This is a genomic window from Pseudomonas tohonis, from assembly GCF_012767755.2.
Taxonomy (GTDB): domain Bacteria; phylum Pseudomonadota; class Gammaproteobacteria; order Pseudomonadales; family Pseudomonadaceae; genus Metapseudomonas; species Metapseudomonas tohonis.
On record NZ_AP023189.1, the window covers coordinates 255393 to 281845 of the forward strand.

The window sequence follows — 26453 nt, forward strand, 5'->3', positions numbered from 1 at the left end:
TGAACTTTGATTAAGCGTACCAGTTATTTGAACCGTAGCGCGGGGAGCTTAACGAACCGAGCCATTCCTCGATAGAGTTCGGCAAAACCTTCGTTTTGTCGAACCATTGCATCGCCCTTTGTGATTGGCGTATAAACACACAAACACCTATTAGCGGAGAACGCTATGAATACCATTCGCTGGAATGTCGCCGTCTCGGCCGACACCGACCAGTCGCTTCGGATGTTTCTGGCCAGCCAGGGCGGCGGCCGTAAGGGCGACCTGTCGCGCTTCATCGAAGAAGCGGTACGGGCACACATCCTGGAGCTGAGCGCTGAGCAGGCCAAGGCCGCTAACGCCCATCTGAGTGAGGCAGAATTGACCAACGCGGTTGACGAAGCGCTCGACTGGGCACGTAAGCGCTGATGCGGGTCGTGTTGGATACCAACATCCTGTTCAGCGCCCTGATCTCGCCACATGGCGCGCCCGATGCGATCTACCGTGCCTGGCGGGCGGCGCGTTTCGAGGTGGTGACCTCGCGGATGCAACTCGATGAAATTCGTCGAGCCAGCCGCTATCCCAAGCTTCAGGCCATCCTACAGCCCGCCAAGGTGGGCGCCATGATCAATAACCTGCAACGGGCTGTGGTACTGGAGCGCCTGACCATCGAGGTCGAAGCCGATGATCCGGATGACTCGTTTTTGCTGGCCATGGCCTTGGCGGGCGATGCGGACTACCTGATAACCGGTGATCGCCGCGCCGGCCTGCTGCAACGCGGGCACATCGAACGCACGCGGATCGTCACGCCCGCCGTGTTCTGCGTCGAGGTGCTGTGATCAATGCCGGTCGGTTTTCTGACTCAAGAGCAACGCGACGGTTTTGGCCGCTATGTTGATTCGCCCAGCCGTGAAGAGCTGGAACGTTACTTCCACCTGAGCGATGAAGACCGTGAAGCCATCCAGGTGCTGCGGGGTAACCATAACCGTCTGGGTTATGCCGTTCTGCTGACCACCGTCCGCTTCGTTGGCGTTCTGCCGGACAAGCCCGCCGCCGTGCCGGTGGAAGTCCTGCAGGTGCTTTGCCGACAACTGGCGATTCCAGACCCCGACTGCCTCCAGCGCTATAGCGATCATCGCCGCTGGATACATGCCACCGATATTCAGAACCGCTTTGGCTATCGTCATTTCACCGATCCGGGCATCGGCTTTCGCTTGAGCCGCTGGCTGTATGCCCTCTGCTGGACGGGCACCGACCGGCCGGGAGTGCTGTTTGAGCGAGCCACCTCGTGGCTGTTCACACAGAAAGTCCTCCTGCCTGGTGTGTCTCAACTAGAGCGCTTTATCGCCCAGTTGCGCAGTCGGGTCGAAGAACGCCTCTGGTTTACGCTGGGCCGCAGCGTGACTGAGGAACAGCGATTGCAACTGCAAGACTTGCTGACGGTGGCCGAAGGCAACCGCAGCTCCCGGCTGGATCAATTGCGCTCCGGCCCGGTCATGGTCAGTGGCCCCGCGTTGATTCGGGCACTGCGCCGGCTCGATGACGTGCGCGGCATCGGCATCACCTTGCCGGCGGCGGCGCACATCCCTCCCAGCCGTATCGCCGCCCTGGCCCGCTTCGCCAACACGGCCAAGGTCACCGCGATTAATCGGCTGCCGGCGTCGCGGCGGATGGCGACACTGGTGGCCTTCGCACTCTGCCTGGAGGCGACTGCGCACGACGACGCACTGGAAGTCCTGGAGGCCTTGCTGCGCGACCTGTTCAGCAACGCGGAGAAGGCCGACAAGAAAGCCCGCATGCGCAGCCTGAAAGACCTGGATCGGTCGGCCGCGACGCTCGCCGCCGCGTGCAAGGTCGTGCTGGACAGCTCGATCAGCGATGACAACGTGCGCGCCCGGCTGTTCAACGACCTGCCGAGGACCACCCTGGAAAAGGCCCTGGAAGAGGTCAACGCGCTGATCCGCCCGGTAGATGACGTCTATTTTCTTGCATTGGAAGCGCGCTACCGCAGCGTGCGCCGCTTCCTGCCCGACCTGCTCAAGCACATCCGCTTCGGCTTCAGCCCGGCCGGCAAGGGCGTGGCGGCTAGTCTGGAGTGGCTGCAACTGAACCTGCCGCGCCGGAAGCCAGAGGATGACGCGCCGCAGGAGATCGTGGCCAAGGCTTGGCAGAAGCACATCACCCGCGAAGATGGCTCCCTCGACATGGGTGCCTATGTGTTCTGCACGCTCGATGCGCTGCGCACGGCCCTGCGCCGCCGCGATGTCTTCGTCTCGCCCAGTTGGCGCTATGCCGACCCGCGCCTTGGCCTGCTCGACGGTGCCGAATGGCTGGCGGCGCGACCGATCATCTGCCGGTCACTGGGCCTGACCATCGACGCCAAAACCACCCTGGACGCCTTGTCCGTCGAGCTGGATGCAACCTGGCTGGCAGTAGCCGCGCGCCTGCCCGACAACCCGGCGATTCAACTGAGCGAGAACACCGAGGGCAAGACCGAACTGTCGCTCGGGGCGCTGGACAAGCTGGACGAGCCCTGCTCGTTGCTGCAACTGCGGGCGGCCGTGTCTGACCTGATGCCGCGTGTCGATCTGCCGGAAATCCTCTTGGAAATCGCCGCCCGCACTGGCTTTTCCGAGGCCTTCACCCATGTCTCCGAACGCAATGCACGCGCCGACAACCTGGTCACCAGCCTCTGCGCGGTGCTGTTGGGCGGGGCCTGCAACACCGGCCTGGAGCCCTTGATCCGCACCGACAACCCGGCGCTGCGCCGTGACCGGCTGTCCTGGGTCAGCCAGAATTATATCCGCGACGACACCCTGTCAGCGGCTAACGCCATCCTGGTCGGAGCGCAAAGCCAACTGGAACTGGCCCAAGTCTGGGGTGGCGGCGAGGTCGCCTCCGCCGATGGCATGCGCTTCGTCGTACCGGTGCGCACCGTGCATGCCGGCCCCAATCCGAAGTATTTCGGCACCGGCCGGGGTGTCACCTGGTACAACCTGATTTCCGACCAATTCTCCGGCCTCAACGCCATCACCGTGCCCGGCACGCTGCGCGACAGCCTGGTGTTGCTGGCGGTCGTGCTGGAACAGCAGACCGAGTTGCAGCCGACGCAAATCATGACCGACACCGGGGCCTACAGCGATGTGGTGTTCGGGCTCTTCCGCCTACTTGGCTACCACTTCAGTCCGCGGCTGGCCGATGTCGGCGGTACCCGCTTCTGGCGCACGCGCCCGGACGCGGACTACGGCAAGCTCAACGGGCTGGCCCGCCAGTCGGTCAAACTCGACCTGATCGCCGAGCACTGGGACGACCTGCTGCGCCTGGCCGGCTCGCTCAAACTCGGCCGGGTGCCGGCGACTGGCATCATGCGCACGCTGCAAACGGGAGATAGACCCACCCGGCTGGCCCAGGCGCTGGCCGAATTCGGGCGGATCGAAAAGACTCTGCACACGTTGACCTATATCGACGACGAGTCCAAGCGCCGCGCCACCCTGACCCAGTTGAACCGAGGCGAAGGCCGGCACAGCCTGGCCCGCGCCGTGTTCCACGGCAAACGCGGCGAGCTCCGCCAGCGCTACCGCGAAGGCCAGGAAGACCAGCTCGGTGCTCTGGGCCTGGTGGTGAACATCATCGTGCTGTGGAACACCCTCTACATGACGGCGGCCGTGGAACGGCTCAAGCAGCACGGCTATCCAGTGCTGGAAGAGGATTTGGCCCGGCTATCGCCGCTGATCTACGAGCACATCAACATGCTCGGGCGGTATTCCTTTGCGGTACCGGAAGAAGTTGCGCGCGGCGAGCTGCGGCCACTGCGTAATCCAGACGACGACCTGTGATCCCCCTAAACGCTATGAGCAACACCCAAGCTGCTGCTGGATCGGCGGGCACTTCACCGAGCCGAACGAACAGAAAACGCAGCAATCCCCTGGGTTGGGGCGCAGCAGCGCCTTGCAGTTGCTGCACTCGTAATAGAACTGGCAGGCGTCCGTGGGCATGGTTTCCGGCTTGGCGAAGCCGCAGCGCGGGCAAGTCAGCACGGACTCAAGGACAATGGCGCTCATCGTGACCTCACTTCTGCACTGTGGAGGGGTATCCCGCGTTCGCGGTCGCCTCAGTCAGTGCCTCGGGCTGGGCCTTATCGGGATCGTAGGTGACGGTCGCCGTCTTCTGGTCGAAATTGACCTGGACGTCACTCACGCCGGACACCTTCTCCAGCGACTTCTTGACCGTGATCGGACAGAGTCCGCACGTCATGTTCTGCACGTCGAGCGTGACGGTTTTCGGGGGAGCCGCCAGCGCCACGAAGGGCAAGGCGAAAAGCACGGCGATCAGCAGTTTGCGCATGGTTAATCTCCTTCAGTAGAACAGCGGGGCGAGCCACGGCACGGCCAATAGGCCGAGCAGCAGCACGCTGACGATCCAGAACACGAGTCGCTGTCGCACGAGCGTGCGCGGATCGGCGCAGGGTGTACCTGGCGTACAAACCTGTGGCACCAGGTAGAGCTTGCGGAATGCCAATCCCAGGAACAGTAGAGTCAACCCGATTAAGAGGGGGCGTAGTGGCTCCATCATGGTCAGAGCGCCCACCCACGTACCGCCGACACCGAGTGCCAACAGCACCAGTGGCCCGACACAGCACACCGACGCACCGATGGCGGTCAGCGAACTCGCGACCAGCGAGCCTTTCCCGGTGAGTTGCATCCCCATTCCCATCTCCTGAGCCTGATTGCCTAGGTGCTATTCTAAACTCCGTACCAAAGTACGGAATCAAGGAGAAAGTGATGGCCACAGAGCTGACCATTGGCAAGCTGGCAGACGCCGCCGGGGTGAACGTCGAGACGATCCGCTACTACCAGCGACGCGGGCTGCTGGATGAACCAGCCAAACCCTTGGGTGGCCATCGGCGCTATCCGGTGGACATGGTGAAGCGACTGCGTTTCATCAAGCGGGCTCAGGCGCTGGGTTTCACGCTCTCGGAAGTCGGTGGACTGCTGACGCTGGATGAGTCGTGCGCCTGTGCCGAAACGCGAGCACGGGCTGCACGCAAGCTCGCGTTGATCGAGCAGAAGATGGCCGACTTGGTCGTCATGCAGCAACTGTTAGGCGAACTGGTGCAGCAATGTGATGCGGGAGACGGCGGAACGATCTGCCCGATCATCGAGGCACTGATCAGAGAGTAATGCCTGGCGGGTGAGCTGGAGATCGGAAAGCCCCTTTACGGTGGGATTCAGAGCTTACGTTGGTTTTTGGTTCCATTGCTCCCCAAACCCCAGGTACTGTAAAATAGAAGAGTGAGCACTTGATTTGCTGGTGCTTTCAAACAACGGTGTTGTTTTTTTAACAGCCGAACTGGAAAGGGAGGCTGAGCTGCTCAGTGATCACTTTATCCGTTGGCTGATTTACGCCGGCATGTTCGCTACAGGCACTGAACGACAACGCAGATGGTATGGTCTGTGCGTTCTGACTCGTCAAGGATCGGCCAATGGATCGTTTGTCTAATTTGCTCTCGCGGTTCGGCGTGCGGGCCAATCTGTTCTATGACGGCGACCTATGCGGCTCTGCATCTTACGATGGCGCCGAGCGGCGAGGTTATATCCATCTGCTTCAGGCCGGCAGCGTGACGTTGCTTGGTCCCGATCGCAAGGATTTGCAGCTCACTCGCCCTAGCTTGATTTTTATGCCACGCCCCGCCAAGCATCAATTGTTTGCGGGTGAGTCCGATGGCGCAAAGTTGTTGTGTGCTTCCATGGAGTTTGAGGGCGGAATTGATAATCCTTTGTCGGCTTCATTACCGGACTGTTTGGTGCTCGCACTCGATGATCTGCCCATGCTGGCAGACACGTTGGAGTGGATGTTTGCCGAGGCGGCAAATGTGCATTGTGGAAGGGAAGCCGCGCTTGAGCGCTTATTTGAGCTCCTAATCATTCTGTTGCTCCGTTACCTGCTCGATCATCACCAGTTGCGCACCGGAATGATGGCTGGACTGGCCGACATGCGGCTTGCCCGATCGCTTTTACAGATGCACAACTCCCCGGAACATGCCTGGTCAATAGCAGAGCTGGCCAGTGAGTCAAATATGTCACGCGCTGCGTATGCCGTGCATTTCAAGAGTGTCATCGGACAGACGCCTGCTGATTATTTGTTGAGTTGGCGAGTTAGCCTGGCTCAGAAGCTGATGCGAGAAGGGCGCTCGATTACGCTGATTGCAGCTCAAGTCGGCTACGAAAGTCCTTCGGCGCTGTCTCGCGCATTTAGACGCAAGACGGGGTTGAGCCCTCGTGACTGGTTGAAAGATCTGGCGGGGGAAAATGATGGCAAAAAGGCCTAAGGCATTACTGCCTTAAGCCATTGAAAAAATTATGCATTAATTTTACGTTTTTCCAGTTCAACCAGCGAATGGCCTGCCACAAATATCGAAACAGCAAGCAACCCTAAGTCTTTAAGCAGAAACTGACCTGGCGCAACGGAAATCGCCGGAAACCCTAAACTAGGCTCAATGACGCCCGGAGTGGAAAACATAAAGCTAAGGGTTGTGAAGAACAGGCCTGCAGACAGAGCGCCTCCTACCACGGATAGTTTGGGCGACAGCATGCGGCCTGCGATCAGAGTGCCGATCGAAATCTCTAGTATGCCGAGCAGGCTGGAGAACATGTCGACCGAAAAAATGCTATACACCCATCCCAAAAGCGGGCTGTTGCTCACCAGTGGAACCAGGCCCTCGGCCTCGTAGTGGGTAAATTTCATGCCGCCGAACCAGAAGTAAATAATAGCGAGAGCCAAGTACGCGCCATAGATACCTAGCCCCATAGTTTTGGTTCCAAGCGTTAAGTGGGCCTGTACGCTGGACTTCGAGTTTTCAATGCCTATGGTTTTCATGTCTGAGCTTCCAGTAGTGAGTGAGAGTGTGTTGGCTGCCGAACGCCGTATGCGTTGGCGATGAGATGATTATGGCTGGCATCTCTAATCAAGAGGCATCAGAAAGTATTGATTTCAGTGCAGATCGTCTTGGGCGGTGCAATTCGCGATGAAGGGATCGCCGTGGAGAGCGATGAGTGCACTATTTCGATAAAGGAGTCGTTTTACATAGGTCGATGAAGCGCGTTGCGGCATCGCCTACTGTCATTTCTCAAATCTGACTATGGGGCTTGGGGTGTTGGCGCTGATGGAAAATTGACCCACCCTGCCGATTGAAATTTGACCCAGGGCGGATTGCTGATTTTGTTACCAGCAACTGTGGATAAGTCTACCAGCGCAGCTGCTGTTGCCCCCACTCCTTCGCTAGCCCAGTTCAGTTGTTTAAGACCTGCCACACGCAGCCATGTAGCAGGCCGTCGTCGCCATGAAATCAGAACGGCTCATCGTCCTCCGGTTCCTGGCCGCCCTTACGCTTTCGCTCCCGTGATTTGATCTTGGCCTGGGCCGCCAAGCTACTGTGTTGCAGGCGATAGGACTCGTTACCGGTTTCGACGATGTGGCAGTGGTGGGTCAGCCGATCCAGCAGGGCGGTGGTCATCTTGGCGTCGCCGAACACGCTCGACCATTCGGCGAAGCTCAGGTTGGTGGTGATCACCACGCTGGTGTGTTCGTACAGCTTGGACAGCAGGTGAAACAGCAACGCACCGCCAGCCTGGCTGAACGGCAGATAACCCAGTTCGTCGAGGATGACCAGATCCATGCGCAGCAGTGCCTGGGCGATCCGCCCGGCTTTGCCGTCGTGTTTTTCGCGCTCCAGCAGATTGACCAGATCGACCGTGGAGTAGAAGCGCACGCGCTTACCGTGCCGGGTGATGCCGGACACGGCCAGCGCGGTGGCTAGGTGGGTTTTACCGGTGCCTGGCCCACCGATCAGCACCACGTTCTGCGCGGTGTCGGTAAAGGCCAGGCTGGCCAGCTCGCTGATCAGGCGTGCGTCGGCGCTAGAGGCGTTGAAATCGAAGCTGGCCAGATCGCGGTGCATCGGCAGCTTGGCCATGTTCATCTGGTGGCTCACCGAGCGCATGGCGCGATCTGTGTGCTCTTGTTCCAGCAGGTGTTCGAGCAGCCACTTGGATGAGGCTGTGTTCGACTCACCCTGTGCAGTTAACTCCGCCCAGGCCGTGGCCATGCCGTGCAGGCGCAGTTCCTTGAGTTCCGCCATCAAATCACGCATGACCGATCTCCTTGGTCTGGCCACGCAGGCGGTCGTAGCGCGCCGTGTTGGCGACGGGGGCTTCCTTGAGCGACAAGTGGGTTTCGACGCTGGGTGGTGGTTCGGATGCTGTCAGCCGTGCCACGACATTGAGGATGTGTTCGGCGCTCAGGCTGCCGCTCTCCAGTACCAGCTCAACGGCTACCAGCACGGCATCGAGTCCGGCGACCGGTACGGCAGCCAGGACTTGCGCCATGATCCGGTCACCGCCGGCATGACGCCCCAGACCGTGCTTAAGCTGACGCAGCGGCGCCGGCAGATCAGCAAAGGGCGCGCCGTTGCGCAGCGCACCGGGCTTGCGTTCGATCAGCGGGAGGTAGTGCTGCCAGTCATAGCTGACCTGGTCGCGATCCAGCAAGCGGACATGGCTGGCGATCAGCGCGTCGTCAGCCACCACCTCGATTCGCGTCGGATACAAACGGCTGCTGACCCACTTACCCGCGTACTCACACGGCACCGAGTAGCGGTTGCGCCCGACGCTGACCAGGCAGGTGCTGGAGACCCGCGCAGGCCGCTCGACGTAACCGTCGAATGGCGCTGGCACAGGCATCAGTTCAGCGCGCTCCAACTCCAGCACTTCGGCCACACTCAGCCCGCTGTATTGAGGGTGCGTCAGCTCGTTCCAAAGCGCGCGGCAGCGCTGGCCCAGCCAGGCATTGAGTTCCTCGAAGGAGTGAAACTGGCAGTCCTGGGCGTCTAGCCAGATACGCCTGCGGCTGTCTTGCACGTTCTTTTCAACGATGCCCTTTTCCCAACCAGCGGCGACGTTGCAGAAGTCCGGATCGAACAGGTAATGCGCGCACATCACCGCAAAGCGCGCATTCACCGCCCGGCCTTTGCCCTTATTGACCTTGTCGACGGCGGTCTTCATGTTGTCGTAGATGCCCCGGCGCGGCACGCCGCCCAAGGAGCCGAACGAGCGTGTATGGGCGTCAAATAACATCTCATGGCCCTGGCTCGGATACGCCACAAGCCAGAACGCACGGCTGGCACACAGCTTCAGATGTGCCACCTGCATACGCCGGTAAATGCCGCCGACCAGCAAGCCTTCCTCGCTCCAGTCAAACTGAAACGCCTCGCCAAGAGCAAAGGTCAGCGGCACAAAGGCCTGCGACGCCTTGCCCTGTCCCCCTCGCCAGGCACGGATAAACGCGGTGAGCTGGCTGTAGCCACCGTCATAACCATCGGCTTTGATTTGCGCCAACAGCGCCTTGGCACTGCGCCGCTGTTGCTTGGGGCGCAGAGAATCGGCTTTTAGCGCCTGCTCTAGCGTGGCGTGAAAAGGGCTGAGTTTGTTAAAGATCGCGCGGCGTTGGTAGACCGGCGGCTTGGCCTCAGGTGCTCTGACCCACTTGCGAATCGTGTTGCGCGCCAACCCGGTGCGCTTGGCTATCTCATGCAGCGACAGCTTGTCGCGGAAATACATCCGGCGGATTTTGCCCATCATTTCCATACTGATCACCCTGTGTTCTCCTGCTCAAAAATTGAGCAGAAGCAGTTGAACACCTGGGTCAGTTTTCAGTCGGCAGAACAGCCTCTACTGGGTCAGTTTTCGGTCAGCGGCAACAAGAGAGTGACTAGGCGTTCTAGTGCGCGCGCCGGATCGCCCAGAGACCACACCATAACGGCTATTTAATCAGCCCCCGGGTTGTTCTTCGTGTCACGAATCGGGCAAGGCGACGTTTCACATCCCTCCTCCTTCCCTAGACGAACGTACCTTTCTCGTAGTTCTTTCAATTCACTAGCGGTACGGTCGTCCAAGGCCATTAGTTCAGCTTGAGCCCCTTTTGTCGCGCGTAGTAGCTCGTCGAGTTTGATATGAAGCTCGTCAGTGTCGCGATTCTGCGTATTTTGCAGCAGGAAAACCATTAGGAACGTAATGATTGTGGTGCTCGTATTAACAATGAGTTGCCAGGTGTCGTTGAAATGAAAAAAGGGTCCCGTAATCCCCCATAAGGCGATTCCTCCTAACGCCAACCCAAAGGTCCTAGGGCTACCGCTACGTTCTGCTAACCACCTCGCCGCAGTTTCAAAGTTGCGCATAATATTCTCTCTTATTAGCGGGCCCTTTTAAGCGAACCATTCTCTCTGATCGCCGTCAAAGTGATGCCGTCTTTAGGTTGTACGGAGTCTGGGTTTGCCTCAACGCTACGCTCTCGCTTATAGCTGAGCAGGAAGACTCAAATAGGTAGACAGGGCAAACGAGCAGGAAATTCCGCATTTAACCAAGTCCAGCTGGAGGCGCATAATGGACTGGAAAATTCTATACCGTGGTGTAGACGGCGCTGAGCGAGCTGTCACCGTAAAGTGCAACCAGCTGCCAAATCTTAAAAAGGCCGCCCTTCACCTCGTTTACCATGCCTATGGAGAACGCCCGCCTAAGCCTCTGGGAAACCTATCAGCGTCCGCTTGGCTAAGGGCCTGTCAACTGGAGATTATTGATATCGTGCTAGTTGATAACTCTGTAGTGCCACAGAGCATCACCTTCTCTAAGCCAAAAGCATACTATAAGCGCGACCGCGATAATACGGAGGTCTGGTTTACTGTCAAAAACTTGGAGCCAAGCAGTGTCCGACATAGGCTTTAGAAATGACACTAAGCTATACTTTATTGATTAGCTCCAAGGAATGCTGGGTACATGACCACTGCCAACCATCCACCACGTCACTTAGAAAATCTGCGTCAACTCTCTGTAGGTCTACTGTGTGCTGGCTTTTTGGTGGTCGTGATTACACAGTTTGTTCAACTTTGGCACGCTTACAAAAACTATGTTCGCGAGGCTGAATACAATGTTTCCAACCTAACTAATGCCCTTGAAGGCATGGTGCAGGATACGGTTAGGCAAGCTGACGTGGTATTACTCGGAGTTGTAGATCGTGCTGAATGGGGGGATTTCAATATCGCGGATTCCTCCCAGATCAAGCGACTGCTGCGCCGTCAAATATCTAGCCTGCCACAGGTCCACGGCATATTCATTTATGACCATGCCGGGAATTGGGTCGTAACCGATAAGGAATCGATTCCTCCCAATGCGAACAATTCAGATCGTGATTACTTTGTTTATCATCAAACACACGATGATCGCCATGTGAGAGTGGGCAGCGCGATAATTAGCCGCTCAACCGGAGATTTGGTAATTCCTGTCTCTCGCCGGATAAACAACCCGGATGGCACATTTGCTGGCGTCGCTTTAATCACTCTGAAAGTCGATTATTTCACGAAATATTTTCAGCGATTCAGCATCGGTGACGATGGAAACATCACCCTAGCCTATAACGACGGCACTATCATGGCTCGACGCCCCGAAGTGGCCGGAGCAATCGGTTCAAGCATTTATAACGGGGTGATCTTTTCCCAGCTGTTACCGAAAAGCCCTATGGGTACTGCGCTGTTTAAATCGACCGTGGACGGGGTAGAGCGCGTTTACAGCTATAACGCCTTTCCCGAGTTGCCTATCGTGGCCATCGCGGGCGTGGACCTCAAGACGATCCTTCGCCCTTGGTGGGCGCAAGTCATCGCGAGCTCCATCGTGAGTGCTGCCATTTTCATGGGGCTCTTGGTTTTCTTCGCGGCTCTCAGGCGGGAAATCAATCGGAGCCTCGCTGTGGAGTTGGAGCTGGAACGTGTATCGCTCCAAGACCCTTTGACTGGGCTCTCCAATCGTCGGAACTTTAATCAGACCCTTCGACAGGAAATGAATAGAGTTGCTCGCAGCAATCAGCCGCTGGCTTTGTTGATGCTTGATATCGACTATTTCAAACGGTTCAACGATGAATATGGTCATGTCGAGGGCGACCGTTGCATTCAGGCCATTGCGAGGGCGTTAGCAGAGTCGGCACGGCGTCAGGAGGACTTGGCAGCTCGGTACGGTGGAGAAGAGCTGGTGATGCTGTTACCCGGGTGCGGGCCTGCTGAGGCTGAGCAGGTGGCGGAGAGAGTTAGGGAGCGCATCTGGAACCTGGAAATAGCACACCGAGGTAATCCAGCCGGACGTGTTACGGTCAGTGTTGGATTCCACACCGTGGACGCTCAGAGCATCCAGGGTGAAGATGAAGCAGGCTTCATCCAGAAGGCAGACGGGGCACTTTATCGCGCGAAGAATGGCGGGAGAAACCAGGTTTCGGGATACCAGGAATAGAAAAACGGCATATACAAGTGCATGAGCATGGGGTCGTCGCTCTCGGGACACTGATCAAAATGACGCCCCCCTGCCGTTACTTGGCCATGAAGGTGAAGGGCACCGTTCAAGATCCGCATCCCGTTGATACATCACGCCAGCAGGCAGTTCTCAAGCAAGAGAGCCCCTGCATAAGCTCCGAAGGGACTTAGTGTCGGCCCCTTGATGTTACTTGCCTACACCTGTTTTCGATCGAATCTCCTCTGTTTCCTTTTCCATTTTCTTAACTGATGTGGGCGTGATCACCTTGTCCACTGTCTCGGTCGCAGGATCGGGGGTCTCAAGTTTGCCGGCCCCTCTCTTCGACCCCTGTTGAGTTTCCTGCGAGCTTTCGGGAACGGGAGTTTTATCGTGGTCTGGGTTGTTCATGATTTTCTCCTTGATGGCTATGCAAGCTTCAATGGCTCTTGGGCTCTGCCGATACCTGGACGACGAGGTCAACCTTTGCTCTCGCGGGGATCAGACTTCCGAGGATAGGTCCGCTCTTCTTCGAGGGTGCCATCGGCCCGGTGGATCTTCACCGAGGCTTCCTTTCCAGCGAAGTGCATCGGTATCAGCAAAAGCATCTCGTCTTTGGTAGCTGCCTTCTTGAGTGACTTCGTGCTGCCTTCCTCATGCAGAACCCACTCGTTGTCTTTGGGTACCAAGTGGTAATTTTTCATCAGCCAACCCTCTTCGTGAGACCGATGCGCTCGCGCATCTCTTTGGTAATGACTTGCTTCGTTTTCGGGTAGCCCGCCCAAGGGTCGTCGCTTCCCAGTTCGGTCAATCGCTCGTGCAGGTTGTGGATGTTCCAGGCGTTCGCACCTTTGAGCTCTGCGACTTCCTCTCGGAAGATCGGAACTGATACGGGTAAGCCTTCACGGGTGCGCGCCGAGTAGGCGCCGATAGTCGTGGCACCCTGGCTGTTGCGTAGATAGTCGATGAAGATCCGGCCGATCCGGTTCTTGGGGCCGGAAACAGCGGAGAAGCGATCCGGCAGTAGCTTGGCCATGTGCTTGACGATGGCGTGGCTGAACTCTTTCACCTCGTCCCAACTGGCCTTTGGCGTCAGCGGCACCACTATGTGGATACCCTTGCCGCCACTGGTTTTCAGGTAGGAGGCCAGACCCAGCTCATCCAGAATGGTGAGCGTCAGTTGGGTCGCCTCAACCATGCGTTTCCAGGGCAGCGCAGGATCGGGGTCTAGATCCAGCACAAAGCGGTTCGGCCGCTCGAGATCTGCAGATGTTGCGTTCCAGGTGTGAAACTCGACCGTGCTCATCTGCACGGCGCCCACCAGCGCTTCGACTCGGTTGATCAGCATCACTGGTTGCCCCGAGTACTCCTTGCCCATGGTCTCGATTCCGGTAATAGCCAGGCGCTCGGCGTTTTTCTGGAAGAACAGCTCGCCAGCGATTCCCTCAGGGGCCCGAACCAGCGCAACGGGGCGATCTTTCAGATGGGGGTGTGTGAGCATCCACTGCGACACCCACGCGTAGTATTCGGCGAGCTGCATCTTCGTCGATCCGCTGGTGGCATCGATGACGCGCTCTGGGTGAGTGATACGAATCTGCTTTGCAGAAGGTGAAGGCTCTTCCCTGACACTCTTCTTCGTCCGTGGCTTCTTGGGAACAGGCTTCTCAACCTCAGCGGCTGGCTTCGCGCGCTCTTCAGTGATTGCCTTGGCGGGTTTGTCGTTACGCAACCCATGGAACACCGCGTGGCGAACGATTCCGTCCTTGGTGATCTCCGTGTACGCGACCTCGGCAAGTAGCTCCGGCTTGAGCCAATGGACACCTTTCGCTTCGAAGCCGGTCGGCGGGTTCACCAATGCCGTCTTTTTGATTTCCAGCGATTTGAGCTGCGAGAAGATTGAGCGCAGCGTTGATTCGTTGAATCCGGTACCGACCTTCCCGGCAAACCTAAGCTCGCCACTGTCAGCGTCGTGCAAACCGAGCAACAACGCGCCGAACGCGCTTCGCGACCCCTTCGGCTCGGTATACCCAACGACCACGAATTCCTGACGGTGCTTACACTTGAGCTTGATCCAGGTACTGCTTCGCCGAGAAACATACGGGCTTCCGGCCAGCTTCCCGATAAGGCCTTCGAGGTGCATCTGGCAGGCGCTGTTGAGCATCGTTTCAGCTGACTCAGCGAAGTCCTCGGAATAGCGAAGAACCTCATCCTCACTGCGCTCCATGACCTGCGCCAGGGCAGAGCGACGTTGCTCCAAGGGGACGTCTCGTAGATCCATGCCATTGAGGTACGGCATGTCGAAGGCATAGAAGACGATGTGGCCGCTACTGCCCGAATCGAAGGCATTCTGGAGCGCCTGGAAATCAGGCACACCGTCTTCGTTCGCGACGATGACCTCGCCATCCAGCCAGGCCGATTCCAAACCGAGACTGGCAATTGCCTCGGCCTGGCGGGGCATCTTGGACGTCCAATCATGCCCATTGCGGGTGAACAGCCTGACGGCGCCGTCATCGATCCGAGCCATGATCCGGTAGCCGTCGAACTTGATCTCATAGAGCCAATCGCCTTCCGGTACTGATTCAACCAACGTGGCCAGCTGGGGCTTGAGGGTTTCCGGTAGCGGCGCTGTGCGGGCGCCTTTCAGGGTGACGCTCTTGTTTTTCGTCGTCCTGCTCGACACAGTCTTGGCGGGTTTTGGTTCGGCCACCTTGCCGCCGCGCTTCTTCGGCACGATGGTACGGTCGCTCAACACGCTGTCGGGGAGGGCTTTTACGATGTCATAGTCAGAAGCAGGCCGAGCTGCCGCATCGTTGGACTTGATAAGAAACCACTGCTCCTGCTTCCCCTCGATATGGGTGCGAACGAGGTTCCAGGTACCGCTTAGCTTTTCGCCTTCGAGTTCGAACTTGAGCTTCCCTTTTCGGTAACCCTCGGCTGGATCTCCAATCGGGATCCACACCCCTCTATCCCAGACGATGACATCGCCAGCTCCGTAGTGGCCTTCGGGAATGTTGCCTTCGAAGGTGGCGTAGTCGAGCGGGTGGTCTTCCACATGAACTGCAAGCCTTCGCGACTTCGGATCGAGGCTCGGCCCCTTTGGGACTGCCCAGCTCTTGAGCGTGCCATCCAACTCCAAGCGGAAGTCGTAATGAAGGCGGGTTGCATCGTGCTTCTGGATGCAAAACTGCAGGGCATGGGCAGCAGGCGAGCGACGTTTCCTCGCATTTGAATTTCCCGATGGCTCGGGCGTAGCTGTGAAGTCGCGCTTACGGTTGTACTCGTCCAATCGCTTGGTCATGAGCAGGCTCGTACAGGTAGCCAGGAGCGGCGCATGCGCCGCGTGGATAGGGCTAGCTGTTATCCGCCGCCCTTAGAAGAGGACGAGGTATGGATCCCGTTCGTTCCAGGGTGAAGACAAACGGCTTCTTCTAGCCGGCAGCAGCCTGTCTCGAAGCGTTTTGGCCAGCAATTGGAAAACGGAAGCGCGCTGGGGAACATACAAGGCTCTTGATCGTAACGACCTGCTGATGGAGGCTGAAGCAATAGACCAAGGAGCGGCTCAACCATGCAGACATACTTCATAGACGCACTGCTTCCTGCCGAATTCGATGAGTTCGTCAACTATCTGGACGAGCATCTACAGGAGAACGGATCGCCTGAGGTTGGATATTTCCAACCGCTCTCCCGTGATGCTGGCTCGTTTCCTGAAGAGCGCAAAGCTGCGTTCCGTGCCGGGCTGGAGATAGCGGTGGGTGAGCCAGGCTGGCGCCGGGCGTGGGTGGCGCGAGGGGCGGAAGGGCAGATACTCGGGCACATCGACCTCCGAGCCCACGCAGAGCGCTACACGGCACACCGCTGCCTGCTCGGAATGGGTGTACATCGCTCCCTGCGCCGCCAAGGCCTGGGGGCTGCCCTGATCGAACACGCAAGGCTCTGGGCAGAGTCCTCGGGGCTTGAGTGGATTGATCTACAGGTCCTCAGTAACAACCAGGCCGCTCGTGCTCTCTACGAACAGGCCGGATTCCTCCAGATAGGGGAGGTGCCGAACATGTTCAAGATCGACGGGCGAGTGTTTTCGTACACCACGATGACGAGACGTTGCTTGAATCAGTAGCACTTTCTTTTACCACATGCAGCGTAGGACGGTTTTTGGCCGACACCGTAATAGGACGGCAGCTATCGGCCAGGAGCGGACAGTCATCCCAGGGGATTGGTTTCGCCTGCGAAATCATGCCATATAGCTACCTTTCATCAGGGATGAGTAATGCGTTGGCGGAAATAGCCAAGATAGGCGTCCCTGCCTCGTCATGAGTAACAGGGAGCCTAATCGTGTATCTATCCGTCTTGAAACTAGAAAATTTCCGCCAGTTTGGCCAGGCTAACTGTGGCTTGGAAGTCACCTTCAAGCCAGGTGTTACCGCGTTGGTCGGGGAAAACGATGCAGGTAAAACAGCCGTCATCGATGCGATCCGGTATGTACTGCAAACCCGTGATGCCGAATACCTGAAGCTTCAACTCCAAGACTTCCATATCGATGACAGCGGAGCTCAGGCCAGCACCATCACGCTGAGGTGCACATTAGATGGTTTGAGTAAGGCCGAACTGGGAGCGTTCGCTGAGTATGTCACCTACAAAAACGGCGTAGGTCGTCTACACATCCATTGGTCAGCCACGCGTGTCCAAGGCTCAACTCTAACCCGCAGATGGGTGGATATTTCAGTGCGTTCTGGTGAGAACGGGGAAGGGCCGTCCCTGGATGCAGGGGCCCGTCTTCTGCTCGCCACTGCGTACTTGAAACCATTACGTGATGCAGAGCGCGAGATGTCGCCAGGCCGCAATTCCCGGCTCTCTCAGGTCTTGAGCAGCTTCCCAAGCATTGATGTCGGAAACGCTTTCGATACCGCGACCCCGCCTGCTAGCCCCGTCGATGCAGAAGCGTTGAGCATTGCTGGCATGGGCGACTACATGCGCTATCTGGTGAACAAGCACAGCGCTATCGTCAGCGCTGAACATGCCATTAACCAGAACTACCTGGTCCCGCTTTCTCTTGCGGGACAGCCCCTGACAAGCCGTATCAGTTTCGGCGAGGGGGGTACCGAGGATGCGAGGCTCAAACAGATCCTTGAGCGCTTGGAACTCGGGTTGCTTGATCACGCTTCGGGCGAGTCCCGGGGCGTTTATGGTTTGGGCTCAAACAACGTACTGTTTATGGCCTGCGAGCTCCTCCTGCTTGGAAAGGAGCCAGACGGCCTGCCGCTTCTATTGGTAGAAGAGCCTGAGGCTCACCTGCACCCGCAGCGGCAACTGCAGCTCATGGAATTTCTTGAGAAGGCCGCGAAACCTGCGGACGGTTTGAGACCGGTTCAGGTGATTCTGACCACTCACAGCCCGAATCTGAGCTCAAAGATTCCGATCCAGAATCTTGTTCTCATGCATCGAGGGCGCGCGTTCTCGCTGGCTGAAGATCAGACCTGCTTGGGCGCCGATGACTATCGATTCCTCAGCCGCTTCCTGGACGTCACGAAAGCAGGATTGTTCTTCGCCAAAGGACTATTGGTGGTGGAGGGCGATGCTGAGGCGATCCTTCTGCCAGCCCTTGCGCGTAGGCTTGGAAAAGACCTGACCAAGCATGGTGTGTCGGTGATCAATGTGGGCGGCGTGGGGTTGCGTCGCTACTCCAAGATCATGCAGCGCCGAGATACGAGCAAGGGTGAAATCTCCATTCCTACGGCCTGCATTACCGACATGGATGTCATGCCTGACTGCGCGCCTGAGATTCACGAATTGGTAACGGGGCCAACAGATCCCAAGTGGAACAGTACTACCCGTCGCTGGAAGGCTGTGCGAGATTTCGGCGCGACGGCTGCAGAGCAAAAAGCCGGCATGGCTAAGCACCGCCAGAAGCGGATGGCAAGCGACGGGCAGTGCGTTCGAACCTTCGTTGCTGACCACTGGACACTCGAATATGACCTGGCCTTTTCCGGTCTTGCGCGGGAAGTGCACGCAGCGGCTTACCTCGCGGTCAACGAGGAAAAGGTTGATCAGGGAAAGGTGACTAGAGCAGCTCTTTTGGTTGAAGCTGAAACCGCATTCAAGGCCATCGAGACAGCCCACTCCACCAAGGAGGCTAGGTGTTCCGCTGTCTACAAGCTGGTCAAGAAAGCCTCCAAAACCATCACTGCCCAGCACCTGATCGACCTGATAGAAGAGCGTTTCGAGGCTAAGAAGCTAGATGCGGCAACTCTGCGTGGCTCGCTATCAAAGTCTGTGATTCACGCGATCGAATACGCCACCAGTGGCTCAGCTGTACCGCCGACGGAGTCTACGCTCACACCGGCTGCCATGGGCACGGTAGCCGGCACCTCAGCGGCTGTTGAGGAGAGCGAGGAATGAACCTGGCCCAGCTCATCGATCCGATAACCGATGGCGATGTGGAGTGGGTCACCAAGCTCATGAAGCTGGAGGCGTTGGACGAGCCTAGACGCAGCTTCCTGAAATCCATGAGCACACTGGACGTCTCTGCTTGCCCTGGTAGCGGCAAGACCACATTGGTGGTGGCCAAGCTGGCTATCCTCGCTCGCCATTGGAAGAGTCGAACTCAGGGTATCTGCGTCCTTTCCCATACCAACGCAGCTCGGGAGGAAATTGAGCATCGCTTGGGAGGCTCGGAGATTGGGCAGCGTCTGCTTCGCTACCCACATTACATCGATACCATCCATGGCTTCACTGGGCGATTCCTAGCTTCACCGTGGCTGCGCTCGAAGGGCATTCCACTCACTGCCATCGACGATGAACTTACGCATGCCGCCCGCCGGAAAGCACTGAAACCCTGGGAATACGCGGGCATGAAGAAAACGTTCGAATCGGCGTTCATCAAAGTGGAAAGTTTGCGCTTAAGAAATGTTGATTTCGACAACCCGCTAACCGGTTTGAGTCTGAAATTCGGGGCTCATACGGACACCTACAAAAATGCCTGCAAAGCGATGGCTCATGCAGCGAAGACAGGGCATTTTTGCTTCGATGAAGTGTTCGTCTTGGCTGATGCGCTGCTGGTTGACGAGCCTGAGGTAGCGAGCGCTTTGCGAGCGCGCTTTCCCTGCGTTTTGGTCGATGAGATGCAAGATACGCGGTATGAGCAGGCCAACATCTTGAGCAAGGTTTTCCCGCGTCAGGATCCAGATGTTTGTGTCATCAGGGTTGGGGATCCCAACCAGGAAATCTTCGAAGTGAAGGTGGAGCTACCAGAGCCGTTCCCGGATCAATCGAGCACCATGGAAATCGCTAGTAGCTTCCGTTTCAATCAGTCGATCGCGTCCATCGCCAATCCCTTTGCCTACCTGCCAATCACTGGCGGCCTGGTAGGGTTACGGCAGAGTGGTGCAAACCAGGCTGCTCCCAACACCATCATCGTCTTCCCTGATGGCGACGTGAGTAATGTCCTGGATGCCTATGGGCAGCTGTTGATCCAGCACCTACCTGCAAGTGTCCGGACATCAGGTGTCTATGCGGTTGGAGCGGTACATCGACTGGAGAATGACAAGCCAGAGCACTACCCCAAAGCGGTTGAGCATTACTGGGCTCCGTATCAGTCAGAGGTTAATAAGCCTTCGTTCAAGCCGCGTACGTTTTCAGAGGGTGTGCACATCGCTCGTCGCTATGTTGCTAGGGATGCAACTGCGGCTCTAGGCGTGGAACTGATAGCGTCCTGCCTGTTAACCCTGGTGCGCCTGGCGTTTCCCAGAGACGCGATTGTGGCAAGGTCTCGCAGTCATCAATGCGTCGAACAGCATCTTGCCGGTCGTGCTGGAGTGGTCGCCGCTTATCGCGGATGGCTCGAACGGCTGTTGTTCAGCCCCGCTGGTATTACCCAGGCGGAATGGGATGCAGCGGTTGCCTCAGGCTTGATGGATCTTGCTGCGGATTTGGTCTTTTCTGATCAACTGCTGGCAGCAGCGGATGCTGAAGCCTATCTCGCCTGGTCAACTGCCCCTCTGGTAGAAGACCCAGGTGACAACGGTGGTGCGCTTCTCAACACATACAGGTTTGAGGTCGGTTCTGAGAGCGTCAACATCCGGTTGTCTTCGATTCACGCCGAGAAGGGTAAAACGCATGCTGCCACCCTGATTCTGGAAACGTACAACCGCACTCACTTCGTCAACAAGCTCTTGCCGTGGCTCGAAGGCAGAGCCTCAGCTGCTAAGCGTCCGAACGAGGCCGCAAAGAAGAGCATGATGCTCATGTACGTAGGGATGACCAGGCCGACCCACATGCTCTGTCTGGCCATGCGAAAAAGCGCGATGGGTGAGGGTAAAGCCGAGACCAAGAGGAGGGCAGCACTGCAGCAGGCAGGCTGGGCAATTATCGACATTTGATACGAACACGTGGTTCGCCGTTTAGATCAGTGAATCGCCCCTGGTTTCCTAAACACTTGACGACCGCTTTTGGCCGAAAGAAGCCCTTCATAATCAGTAGCTGCAGCTCCTGCCAGAACCGGCCAAGAAGCCTCCCCACTTAACCACGAACCCCGATTACTTCCTCCCAGCGCGTTGTATATCGCGGGCTCAGCATGTCCCGCCGCATCGCCCAAACCGGCGCAGCCGGCACCCGCCCAATATGTACCGTGCCGCGCCCCTCACGCTGGTTGATCTGGTCCACCACCTCCATCAGCCGTTCCGCCCCACGGCGTTGCGTGGGCGCGAACAGGTCCGGCGTCACCTCGCCGGGCTGGCACAGATCCATCAGCAGGATGGAGCATTTGGAGAAGCGGTAGCCGGGTCGATAGATCTCACCGAGCCCGCGTTGCGCGAGCGCGAGGATCTCCCGCGTGTCGTTGGTGGGCGCGGGCAACGCCAGGGTAATAGCCTCACAGAATCGCGGCCCTTCTCTTTCGGCGAGTTGCGTCTGCAGGCCTACCTGGATGGTCTGGCACAGCGAGCCCTGGCTGCGCAGCTTCTCGGCGGCGCGGCTCACATAGGCGGCCAGCGCTTCGCGGATGGGTGCCAGCTCGGTTTGCCGCACGCCGAACATCTTGCTGCTGCAGATGGCCTCCTTCGGCGGTGGGCCTTGATTGAAACCTATGCAGCTCACGCCGAGCAGTTCGCGCGCGGTGCGCTCCATGGTGACGCCGAAAGTCTTGCGCAGGGTGCCGATGTCGAAGTTCGCCAGCTCCCACGCGCTGTTGATGCGCAGCGCGGCCAGCTTCACCGCCGAGCGGTGGCCAATGCCCCATACCTCGCTGATGGGGGCCAGGCGCAGCAGCCGCTCCTGGCGGGCCGGGTCGGTGAGGTCGAGCACACCGCCAGTGGCCTTCCACTTCTTCGCCGCCCAATTGGCGAGCTTGGCCAGGGTCTTGGTGGTGCTGATGCCGATGCCCACGGGCATGCCGATCTCGCGCGCCAGGCGTTGGCGGATGGCGCGGCCATGCGCCTCGAGGTCGGTGATGCCGGCCATGTCACCCCAGGCTTCGTCTATGGAATAGACCTCGATGCCGGGCAGCATCTCGGCCATCACCCGCATCACCCGGTTGCTGATGTCGGCGTACAGCGTGTAGTTGCTCGAGCGCGCCACCACGCCGCTGCGGCGCATCTGCTCACGCACCTGGTAGAACGGTGCGCCCATGGCGATGCCCAGCTCCTTGGCCTCTGCGGAACGGGCGATAACGCAGCCGTCGTTGTTGGAAAGCACCACCACCGGCCGGCGCTTGAGCTCCGGCTGGCCGATGCGTTCGCAGCTGCAGTAGAAGGAATTGCAGTCGATGAGGGCGAAGATCCGCTGGCCGCTCATGGCGCGACGTGGCTGACCACCCAGGTCACCACGCCCCAGATCTCGATGGGCTCGTCGCCGTCGAGCTGAATGTCATGGACGTGCGTCTCGGCGGCGCGCAGCCAGCGGCCGCCGAACATGTCCTTCACCACCAGGCGCACCCGGTAGCCCTCCCCGCCCAGGTCCACCACCACAAGCCGGTCATCTACATGGCTAGCCGCGCGGTTGACGATGAGGCGGTCGCCCTGAAACACGCCGAAGCCCTCCAGCGAGCTATCCAGCACCCGCACGCCCCAGATGTGCGGCGCGCCCAGGCCAGTGAGACGGTCGAGGGAAAGGCCCTCTTCCTTCTCATCTTCTGCTGGGGATTGAAAGCCGGTGATCCGTAGATCAGCGGCTTCGGCTAGCAGGCGTTCCCGCAGGCGCTGGCCCCGGGCAAGGATCGAAAGCGACATCTCACACACTCGCGAATACTGGATATAGATACAGTATTTTTCAGGTTCTCTTATCGGTCAATCCGTCAGCCGACGGGAGGAAGGCCGTGAGTCTGTCCTACGCTGAAACCTGACACCCGAAACCGGAGGCGTGTATGTGCGGCGGCGTTGAAGCCAGAGAGGCGGAAAAGGTGTGGAAGATCTACTTCCCCAACCCCAAGGCGGCGATCCCGGTGCAGCTCGACGGCGGCAGCCAGATCGACTGGATCGGCTGGGGCCGCCGCGAAGGCCAGCCCGGCACCGGCCCCCAGGGCGGCTGGGCCAGGCTCAGCACCGTGCAGGCCGGCGGCTGGGCGAAGTACCAGCCCCGCCGCGCCTTCGGCCTGGTGCAGCGATTCATGGAGAAGGAAGGGCAGAAGGGCGAGAAGAACCGGCCGTCACACTGGTTCGATGTGCCTGAGGGCCAGGCACTGGAATGCCTGGTGATTGGCGAGGGAGAGGATCGGCGGGTGTATGTGGTCACCACCGACCCGCCCGAGGAGTTTGCCTGGATTCATGATCGGTGGCCGGTGCTGACGGAACGGTAGTGGAGCAAAGCAAGAAGTCTGGGATGAACAGTTAGAGAGGGAGATTCACATGGGCGACTTATCAGCGCGGGCTCAGCACTTTCACAGCATGTACGCCTTCGACAACAACATGAGCTCCAAGCTCATGGTTGAGGTGGAGGGAAAGATTCGCTCTTCTGAGCACACGTATGGGAGCGGCACACTGGTGCACGTGGAAGACATGCTGCTACACCAGCTGGATGTGTGGTGGGGATATGCGGAGATACCGGCGAACGCAAAGATTGTGCTCTACGGCAACTGGAGTCCCTGCAAGCATTGCATCAGCGACACCATTCCGCGCGCGTTTGCAAAGATGAAGATCGAGGAAAAGAACCTCAGACTGCGCTTCAGGTTCAACCACTACTACACCCAGGAAAACTGGCAGCGGGCCGGCAAGCAGATTAGACAGGAAGGTGGTGGGCGCTTCTTCTGGGCGAACGCAGAGGAAGCAGACAACGCATATCTACAGCTGGCAGCTCCGTACGGAAAATTCGCCACCAAGAATATCTCCACCGCCGAGGCGGTAATGAGCAGCACCAGCCCACGCGTAGCCTTCATACAAGGGCTGAACAGGAGCAGGTCGATCACGACGTGGAGTGAGGTCTGGCGCAACAAGATATTCTGATTGCGCCTTAACGTAGGCTGGCATGCCACTCTGAATGACTGCTTTCGGCCAAGAGCGCGCATCTAGAATGAGCACTGAAGCTGACCCTTTAACCGATTTCTCTGTTTGAGTTTGGATTGCGCTATGAAAGTCGGAGATTTCAAGTATTTATGGGATGGAAGCGAGCCCGGATGGGGGCTGAAAAAAATTATGCGAGACAGCTGGCGACTAGTATTCTCTTTTTCATCAGAAGGACCTGATGCAAGGCAAATTGCTCTTCTTCGTCAACTTATTCCCGAGCTGATGCATTCGCCTTTATCGACGGTTTACAAGCAGCTTAAAGGTACGCATTGTTTTCGAACCTGCGAAGACTACGGCAGCATCGACGGCTATAGGCTTCAAAGCCAAGCCGATGCTTTAGGACTCAAGGTTTCGTCGGAAGTGACAAGAAACGTAACGTATCTGCCGATCCGTAATGAATCAGGTGTCACGTGTATTGAAGATGAAGCATTGGCTAAAGCGGTAGCCTTGAAGATGATTGAGGCTGGCGTGCCGGTTTTTGAAATCTATGTCGATTGATTGAAACGTAAAGCGGACAAGGTTGGACAGCACTGCCCGGTTACGTTTTACGGCCGCCTCTGGCCTGGGGTAGACGGTTGAGATGGAAGCGCTGTAGACAGATACCTTCGGAATACGCTTACGCCCACGTCATATAATGGATTTAGAGCCAATCTGCTTTTGAAGCTCGGCTCAAATATCATCAGATATGGGACGCTAGTTTTAAAGGGTGCCGGGAGTCGCTGCCTGATAGGTCGCATCTTGAGCACAGATGAAGATTAAATTACAAAAAAAATCGAGGATGGGTATCCAATCATTTCTGGTTATCACTTGTCTTGCACGAATCAGAAAACCACCTCTAGACAAAGAGAAGAGGTCTCTAAGAGGCAGCGTTGTACTGAGCGGCAATCCTCCAAAACGTAATATGATTTGAAAAAGACACCTTCCAACCCTACCATTCGCGTCCCTGAACGGATGACAAAACCAAATCGTGACGATGGCAACGACTGCTGAAAATAGACTAGGCAATCCTGAACGGTTTCGATTTAGATAAATATGCAAGCCTATTAATCTTTCCGCAATTCTTGACGGGTGTGTAAACACCCATTGCTTATTCCCCCTGTCAGGCTGACACCTAAGCCCTCCCGTACGAATCAAGCACTCCTCACCTAGTAGATGACTGGCCAGCGACTCGAGTTCGCAAATGAACTCTGACGAGAGCGATGTATATGGGAAGCTGTAAGAAACAATACCTTTCTGTAAAACACGTCGCTCACTCTCGGTCCTTACTCCATCAATTCTGACGTGCTCTCCCTGGTCCATGAAATAATCAGAAAGCTCATGAGAAAGTAGAATTGAATTGGGGCTCATACGCTCGATATTACCCAAATTGAACGCAGCAACATCCTGGTAGAACCAGTTTCCTAGCTCTCCTGAAATATTTTTCAGTGATGCTTCAGCTTTCTCAATTTTTTGCTTAGTAAAAACTGGTAAGTCTGCGTAGTTCGGATATGCAAATTCTGTAACGTAGTATTGGGTCGGCTTTATAGGCATAGTTGTCTCGGCACAGGAAATGAGCCGTAGGAACTACGGCCCATTGGGCGCTAGTCTGCTATGAAGACCTCTTTGAAATGGCCATTCTCCATATATATAAGGCTTGCACCAGACTCAAAAGTAAACAATGAGATACCATCGTGCTTCATGCTGATCTCTTTTGTGCAGTTGTCGGTCGCAGGTCCTGCACCTTTACTACAAGCAGTCTTATAGGAGCCCGGCTTTAAGGTCTCAATGCCTACAGACAGTAAATCATCGCCAGCCTTAAGGGTTTGATCTTGGCCATTTGCCCCGCTCAGAGTGACCACCAACTTGTACTTTTGGGTGGATGGGTCTTCTAGCTTTAGAGATGCGTAATCAATTTTGCCGTCTCCGTCGAAATCGCCTACGGCTTTCGTATAACCCGTGCCGGTAGTGTCATTGGCGCGGAGACCTGCATTGGCGCCCTTCGACAGCATTTCAGATGGTATATCTAAAAGTTCACTGCTTGCGTTGACGCAGCCTGCAGATAGAGCGGAAAGAAGGACGAGTCTTTTAATCATGGTTGCATTTCCCATATGGCCGCCTTTAGTTTGGGTCATATTCAACATGGATGTGATTGTTCGAACTGTTTGAGAAAGTCTCGTAAATAATGTCGTAATCCGGGCCAACCGCATTCCTCAGCTGCTCTACCAAGTCTTGCGCGAGGTCGGCGCTTATGTTGTTGGCTCTAAGATCAATCGCCTCATTTGCGTAATGCAGTGAATTCGCACCATGTGTAGAATCATTTCCCGATGTGATTACAGGAGTGGGAGCGTTCAGTTCCTTCCAAACCGAAACAATCTCATCAAATATTGATGTGATTTTTTCCGAAAGATTAGTTAGATCTGCACCTGCTTTTACTTCAATGTCAGATCCAGACCCCTCCGCACCAACACTGACACCTCCATTGCCGCCGCCGCTTCCACCGCCGTACCCACCAGCAGCCTCTTCATCTGTCGGGCCAATTACCCATGGATTGGGGTCATCATAGGGGTCGCCTTCAATTTCGATGGGGTCTAAGTCATATTGGTATTGATATTGAGACGCCCCGCCAGCAACCAGCATCATTTCTTCTTCAGTCAGAACTTTCATAGAAACTAACACTCCTTGTGAACTA

The 26453-nt window shown here is 57.2% G+C and carries 27 protein-coding genes; 12 read left to right on the forward strand and 15 right to left on the reverse strand.

What is annotated here, in order from left to right:
• The first annotated feature begins 165 nt into the window (after positions 1 to 165).
• Genes HSX14_RS01225 through HSX14_RS01235 form a run of 3 tightly spaced genes read left to right on the forward strand, consistent with a single transcriptional unit; the run spans position 166 to position 3812 of the window.
• Positions 166 to 405, forward strand: a complete 240-nt coding sequence (locus HSX14_RS01225) for a ribbon-helix-helix domain-containing protein (RefSeq protein WP_003089107.1) — start codon at positions 166 to 168, stop codon at positions 403 to 405.
• The gene (locus tag HSX14_RS01230; RefSeq protein WP_003463562.1) at positions 405 to 815 is read left to right on the forward strand and encodes a putative toxin-antitoxin system toxin component, PIN family; all 411 of its coding nucleotides are present in this window, start codon (positions 405 to 407) and stop codon (positions 813 to 815) included. The genes HSX14_RS01225 and HSX14_RS01230 overlap by 1 nt, the downstream gene beginning before the upstream one ends.
• A 3-nt stretch (positions 816 to 818) precedes the next feature.
• On the forward strand, positions 819 to 3812 hold the full coding sequence (locus HSX14_RS01235) for a Tn3 family transposase (protein ID WP_003299771.1): 2994 nt from the start codon (positions 819 to 821) through the stop codon (positions 3810 to 3812).
• Between the two features lie 12 nt (positions 3813 to 3824).
• On the opposite strand, the gene HSX14_RS31080 is transcribed toward HSX14_RS01235, so the two are convergent.
• Genes HSX14_RS31080 through HSX14_RS01245 form a run of 3 tightly spaced genes read right to left on the reverse strand, consistent with a single transcriptional unit; the run spans position 3825 to position 4683 of the window.
• A complete protein-coding gene (locus HSX14_RS31080) occupies positions 3825 to 4037 on the reverse strand; it encodes a GDCCVxC domain-containing (seleno)protein (RefSeq protein WP_003089113.1) in 213 nt (70 codons plus the stop codon).
• A 7-nt stretch (positions 4038 to 4044) separates the two neighbouring features.
• Complete coding sequence (gene merP, locus HSX14_RS01240; RefSeq protein WP_003150552.1) at positions 4045 to 4320, reverse strand: mercury resistance system periplasmic binding protein MerP; 276 nt, start codon at positions 4318 to 4320, stop codon at positions 4045 to 4047.
• Between the two features lie 12 nt (positions 4321 to 4332).
• The gene (locus HSX14_RS01245) at positions 4333 to 4683 is read right to left on the reverse strand and encodes a mercuric transporter MerT family protein (RefSeq protein WP_028697165.1); all 351 of its coding nucleotides are present in this window, start codon (positions 4681 to 4683) and stop codon (positions 4333 to 4335) included.
• A gap of 74 nt (positions 4684 to 4757) precedes the next feature.
• On the opposite strand from HSX14_RS01245, the gene merR reads away from it, so the two are divergent.
• Both merR and HSX14_RS01255 read left to right on the forward strand, forming a co-directional pair.
• Positions 4758 to 5156, forward strand: a complete 399-nt coding sequence (gene merR / locus HSX14_RS01250) for a mercury resistance transcriptional regulator MerR (protein WP_003089120.1) — start codon at positions 4758 to 4760, stop codon at positions 5154 to 5156.
• A gap of 302 nt (positions 5157 to 5458) precedes the next feature.
• Complete coding sequence (locus HSX14_RS01255) at positions 5459 to 6304, forward strand: AraC family transcriptional regulator (protein WP_003464995.1); 846 nt, start codon at positions 5459 to 5461, stop codon at positions 6302 to 6304.
• 29 nt (positions 6305 to 6333) lie between these two features.
• On the opposite strand, the gene HSX14_RS01260 is transcribed toward HSX14_RS01255, so the two are convergent.
• The 4 genes from HSX14_RS01260 to HSX14_RS01275 all read right to left on the reverse strand — a co-directional run bounded on the left by HSX14_RS01260 (position 6334) and on the right by HSX14_RS01275 (position 10207).
• Positions 6334 to 6852, reverse strand: a complete 519-nt coding sequence (locus tag HSX14_RS01260; RefSeq protein WP_003464991.1) for a YkgB family protein — start codon at positions 6850 to 6852, stop codon at positions 6334 to 6336.
• 469 nt (positions 6853 to 7321) lie between these two features.
• The gene (istB, locus tag HSX14_RS01265; RefSeq protein WP_011911830.1) at positions 7322 to 8125 is read right to left on the reverse strand and encodes an IS21-like element ISPst3 family helper ATPase IstB; all 804 of its coding nucleotides are present in this window, start codon (positions 8123 to 8125) and stop codon (positions 7322 to 7324) included.
• Positions 8118 to 9617 carry an IS21-like element ISPst3 family transposase gene (gene istA, locus HSX14_RS01270; protein ID WP_173180429.1) on the reverse strand — a complete coding sequence of 500 codons (1500 nt, stop codon included), beginning with the start codon at positions 9615 to 9617 and terminating at the stop codon, positions 8118 to 8120. The genes istB and istA overlap by 8 nt, the downstream gene beginning before the upstream one ends.
• 179 nt (positions 9618 to 9796) lie before the next feature.
• Positions 9797 to 10207, reverse strand: a complete 411-nt coding sequence (locus HSX14_RS01275) for a low affinity iron permease family protein (protein ID WP_173180428.1) — start codon at positions 10205 to 10207, stop codon at positions 9797 to 9799.
• Between the two features lie 595 nt (positions 10208 to 10802).
• On the opposite strand from HSX14_RS01275, the gene HSX14_RS01280 reads away from it, so the two are divergent.
• On the forward strand, positions 10803 to 12302 hold the full coding sequence (locus HSX14_RS01280) for a sensor domain-containing diguanylate cyclase (RefSeq protein ID WP_173180427.1): 1500 nt from the start codon (positions 10803 to 10805) through the stop codon (positions 12300 to 12302).
• A 207-nt stretch (positions 12303 to 12509) separates the two neighbouring features.
• Here HSX14_RS01280 and HSX14_RS01285 read toward each other — a convergent pair whose 3' ends face one another.
• The 3 genes from HSX14_RS01285 to ligD all read right to left on the reverse strand — a co-directional run bounded on the left by HSX14_RS01285 (position 12510) and on the right by ligD (position 15597).
• Positions 12510 to 12710 (reverse strand): hypothetical protein, encoded by a 201-nt coding sequence (locus HSX14_RS01285; RefSeq protein WP_175384234.1) that lies wholly within the window; start codon positions 12708 to 12710, stop codon positions 12510 to 12512.
• Positions 12711 to 12778: 68 nt separating this feature from the next.
• Positions 12779 to 13003: a DUF2188 domain-containing protein gene (locus tag HSX14_RS01290; protein WP_111261199.1), complete on the reverse strand. Its 225-nt coding sequence runs from the start codon at positions 13001 to 13003 to the stop codon at positions 12779 to 12781.
• Positions 13003 to 15597, reverse strand: a complete 2595-nt coding sequence (gene ligD / locus HSX14_RS01295) for a DNA ligase D (RefSeq protein WP_175384235.1) — start codon at positions 15595 to 15597, stop codon at positions 13003 to 13005. The genes HSX14_RS01290 and ligD overlap by 1 nt, the downstream gene beginning before the upstream one ends.
• Positions 15598 to 15864: 267 nt before the next feature.
• On the opposite strand from ligD, the gene HSX14_RS01300 reads away from it, so the two are divergent.
• The 3 genes from HSX14_RS01300 to HSX14_RS01310 all read left to right on the forward strand — a co-directional run bounded on the left by HSX14_RS01300 (position 15865) and on the right by HSX14_RS01310 (position 20671).
• Positions 15865 to 16413: a GNAT family N-acetyltransferase gene (locus HSX14_RS01300; protein ID WP_173179316.1), complete on the forward strand. Its 549-nt coding sequence runs from the start codon at positions 15865 to 15867 to the stop codon at positions 16411 to 16413.
• A gap of 215 nt (positions 16414 to 16628) precedes the next feature.
• Complete coding sequence (locus tag HSX14_RS01305) at positions 16629 to 18692, forward strand: ATP-dependent nuclease (RefSeq protein ID WP_173179314.1); 2064 nt, start codon at positions 16629 to 16631, stop codon at positions 18690 to 18692.
• Positions 18689 to 20671, forward strand: a complete 1983-nt coding sequence (locus tag HSX14_RS01310) for a UvrD-helicase domain-containing protein (RefSeq protein ID WP_173179312.1) — start codon at positions 18689 to 18691, stop codon at positions 20669 to 20671. The genes HSX14_RS01305 and HSX14_RS01310 overlap by 4 nt, the downstream gene beginning before the upstream one ends.
• Positions 20672 to 20810: 139 nt before the next feature.
• Here the strand turns inward: HSX14_RS01310 and umuC are convergent, their stop codons facing one another.
• Positions 20811 to 22082: a translesion error-prone DNA polymerase V subunit UmuC gene (umuC, locus tag HSX14_RS01315; protein ID WP_111261194.1), complete on the reverse strand. Its 1272-nt coding sequence runs from the start codon at positions 22080 to 22082 to the stop codon at positions 20811 to 20813.
• A complete protein-coding gene (locus tag HSX14_RS01320; protein ID WP_111261193.1) occupies positions 22079 to 22516 on the reverse strand; it encodes a LexA family protein in 438 nt (145 codons plus the stop codon). Before HSX14_RS01320 ends, umuC begins: the two co-directional genes overlap by 4 nt.
• 134 nt (positions 22517 to 22650) lie before the next feature.
• Here HSX14_RS01320 and HSX14_RS31030 point away from each other — a divergent pair, with 134 nt between their 5' ends.
• The 3 genes from HSX14_RS31030 (at position 22651) to HSX14_RS01335 (ending at position 24283) form a co-directional block, all read left to right on the forward strand.
• Positions 22651 to 23082, forward strand: coding sequence for an SOS response-associated peptidase family protein (locus HSX14_RS31030; RefSeq protein WP_197970207.1), 432 nt, complete (start codon positions 22651 to 22653; stop codon positions 23080 to 23082).
• An 88-nt stretch (positions 23083 to 23170) separates the two neighbouring features.
• The gene (locus HSX14_RS01330) at positions 23171 to 23725 is read left to right on the forward strand and encodes a hypothetical protein (RefSeq protein WP_158545595.1); all 555 of its coding nucleotides are present in this window, start codon (positions 23171 to 23173) and stop codon (positions 23723 to 23725) included.
• Positions 23726 to 23848: 123 nt separating this feature from the next.
• The gene (locus HSX14_RS01335) at positions 23849 to 24283 is read left to right on the forward strand and encodes a hypothetical protein (RefSeq protein ID WP_173179310.1); all 435 of its coding nucleotides are present in this window, start codon (positions 23849 to 23851) and stop codon (positions 24281 to 24283) included.
• A 201-nt stretch (positions 24284 to 24484) separates the two neighbouring features.
• Here the strand turns inward: HSX14_RS01335 and HSX14_RS01340 are convergent, their stop codons facing one another.
• From HSX14_RS01340 to HSX14_RS01350, 3 genes are read right to left on the reverse strand one after another with little or no spacing between them, the layout of a single operon-like run.
• The gene (locus HSX14_RS01340) at positions 24485 to 25315 is read right to left on the reverse strand and encodes a Fic family protein (RefSeq protein ID WP_111261191.1); all 831 of its coding nucleotides are present in this window, start codon (positions 25313 to 25315) and stop codon (positions 24485 to 24487) included.
• Between the two features lie 50 nt (positions 25316 to 25365).
• Positions 25366 to 25905, reverse strand: coding sequence for a hypothetical protein (locus HSX14_RS01345; protein ID WP_173179308.1), 540 nt, complete (start codon positions 25903 to 25905; stop codon positions 25366 to 25368).
• On the reverse strand, positions 25883 to 26428 hold the full coding sequence (locus HSX14_RS01350; protein WP_146603003.1) for a hypothetical protein: 546 nt from the start codon (positions 26426 to 26428) through the stop codon (positions 25883 to 25885). Before HSX14_RS01350 ends, HSX14_RS01345 begins: the two co-directional genes overlap by 23 nt.
• Positions 26429 to 26453: the final 25 nt, after the last annotated feature.

What these genes read in the sequence shown, in the direction of transcription:
- HSX14_RS01225 (WP_003089107.1), top strand. Translation starts at nt 166, where the DNA reads ATGAATACCATTCGCTGGAATGTCGCCGTCTCGGCCGACACCGACCAG.
- HSX14_RS01230 (WP_003463562.1), top strand. Translation starts at nt 405, where the DNA reads ATGCGGGTCGTGTTGGATACCAACATCCTGTTCAGCGCCCTGATCTCG.
- HSX14_RS01235 (WP_003299771.1), top strand. Translation starts at nt 819, where the DNA reads ATGCCGGTCGGTTTTCTGACTCAAGAGCAACGCGACGGTTTTGGCCGC.
- HSX14_RS31080 (WP_003089113.1), bottom strand. Translation starts at nt 4,037, where the DNA reads ATGAGCGCCATTGTCCTTGAGTCCGTGCTGACTTGCCCGCGCTGCGGC.
- merP (WP_003150552.1), bottom strand. Translation starts at nt 4,320, where the DNA reads ATGCGCAAACTGCTGATCGCCGTGCTTTTCGCCTTGCCCTTCGTGGCG.
- HSX14_RS01245 (WP_028697165.1), bottom strand. Translation starts at nt 4,683, where the DNA reads ATGGGGATGCAACTCACCGGGAAAGGCTCGCTGGTCGCGAGTTCGCTG.
- merR (WP_003089120.1), top strand. Translation starts at nt 4,758, where the DNA reads ATGGCCACAGAGCTGACCATTGGCAAGCTGGCAGACGCCGCCGGGGTG.
- HSX14_RS01255 (WP_003464995.1), top strand. Translation starts at nt 5,459, where the DNA reads ATGGATCGTTTGTCTAATTTGCTCTCGCGGTTCGGCGTGCGGGCCAAT.
- HSX14_RS01260 (WP_003464991.1), bottom strand. Translation starts at nt 6,852, where the DNA reads ATGAAAACCATAGGCATTGAAAACTCGAAGTCCAGCGTACAGGCCCAC.
- istB (WP_011911830.1), bottom strand. Translation starts at nt 8,125, where the DNA reads ATGCGTGATTTGATGGCGGAACTCAAGGAACTGCGCCTGCACGGCATG.
- istA (WP_173180429.1), bottom strand. Translation starts at nt 9,617, where the DNA reads ATGGAAATGATGGGCAAAATCCGCCGGATGTATTTCCGCGACAAGCTG.
- HSX14_RS01275 (WP_173180428.1), bottom strand. Translation starts at nt 10,207, where the DNA reads ATGCGCAACTTTGAAACTGCGGCGAGGTGGTTAGCAGAACGTAGCGGT.
- HSX14_RS01280 (WP_173180427.1), top strand. Translation starts at nt 10,803, where the DNA reads ATGACCACTGCCAACCATCCACCACGTCACTTAGAAAATCTGCGTCAA.
- HSX14_RS01285 (WP_175384234.1), bottom strand. Translation starts at nt 12,710, where the DNA reads ATGAACAACCCAGACCACGATAAAACTCCCGTTCCCGAAAGCTCGCAG.
- HSX14_RS01290 (WP_111261199.1), bottom strand. Translation starts at nt 13,003, where the DNA reads ATGAAAAATTACCACTTGGTACCCAAAGACAACGAGTGGGTTCTGCAT.
- ligD (WP_175384235.1), bottom strand. Translation starts at nt 15,597, where the DNA reads ATGACCAAGCGATTGGACGAGTACAACCGTAAGCGCGACTTCACAGCT.
- HSX14_RS01300 (WP_173179316.1), top strand. Translation starts at nt 15,865, where the DNA reads ATGCAGACATACTTCATAGACGCACTGCTTCCTGCCGAATTCGATGAG.
- HSX14_RS01310 (WP_173179312.1), top strand. Translation starts at nt 18,689, where the DNA reads ATGAACCTGGCCCAGCTCATCGATCCGATAACCGATGGCGATGTGGAG.
- umuC (WP_111261194.1), bottom strand. Translation starts at nt 22,082, where the DNA reads ATGAGCGGCCAGCGGATCTTCGCCCTCATCGACTGCAATTCCTTCTAC.
- HSX14_RS01320 (WP_111261193.1), bottom strand. Translation starts at nt 22,516, where the DNA reads ATGTCGCTTTCGATCCTTGCCCGGGGCCAGCGCCTGCGGGAACGCCTG.
- HSX14_RS31030 (WP_197970207.1), top strand. Translation starts at nt 22,651, where the DNA reads ATGTGCGGCGGCGTTGAAGCCAGAGAGGCGGAAAAGGTGTGGAAGATC.
- HSX14_RS01330 (WP_158545595.1), top strand. Translation starts at nt 23,171, where the DNA reads ATGTACGCCTTCGACAACAACATGAGCTCCAAGCTCATGGTTGAGGTG.
- HSX14_RS01335 (WP_173179310.1), top strand. Translation starts at nt 23,849, where the DNA reads ATGAAAGTCGGAGATTTCAAGTATTTATGGGATGGAAGCGAGCCCGGA.
- HSX14_RS01340 (WP_111261191.1), bottom strand. Translation starts at nt 25,315, where the DNA reads ATGCCTATAAAGCCGACCCAATACTACGTTACAGAATTTGCATATCCG.
- HSX14_RS01345 (WP_173179308.1), bottom strand. Translation starts at nt 25,905, where the DNA reads ATGTTGAATATGACCCAAACTAAAGGCGGCCATATGGGAAATGCAACC.
- HSX14_RS01350 (WP_146603003.1), bottom strand. Translation starts at nt 26,428, where the DNA reads ATGAAAGTTCTGACTGAAGAAGAAATGATGCTGGTTGCTGGCGGGGCG.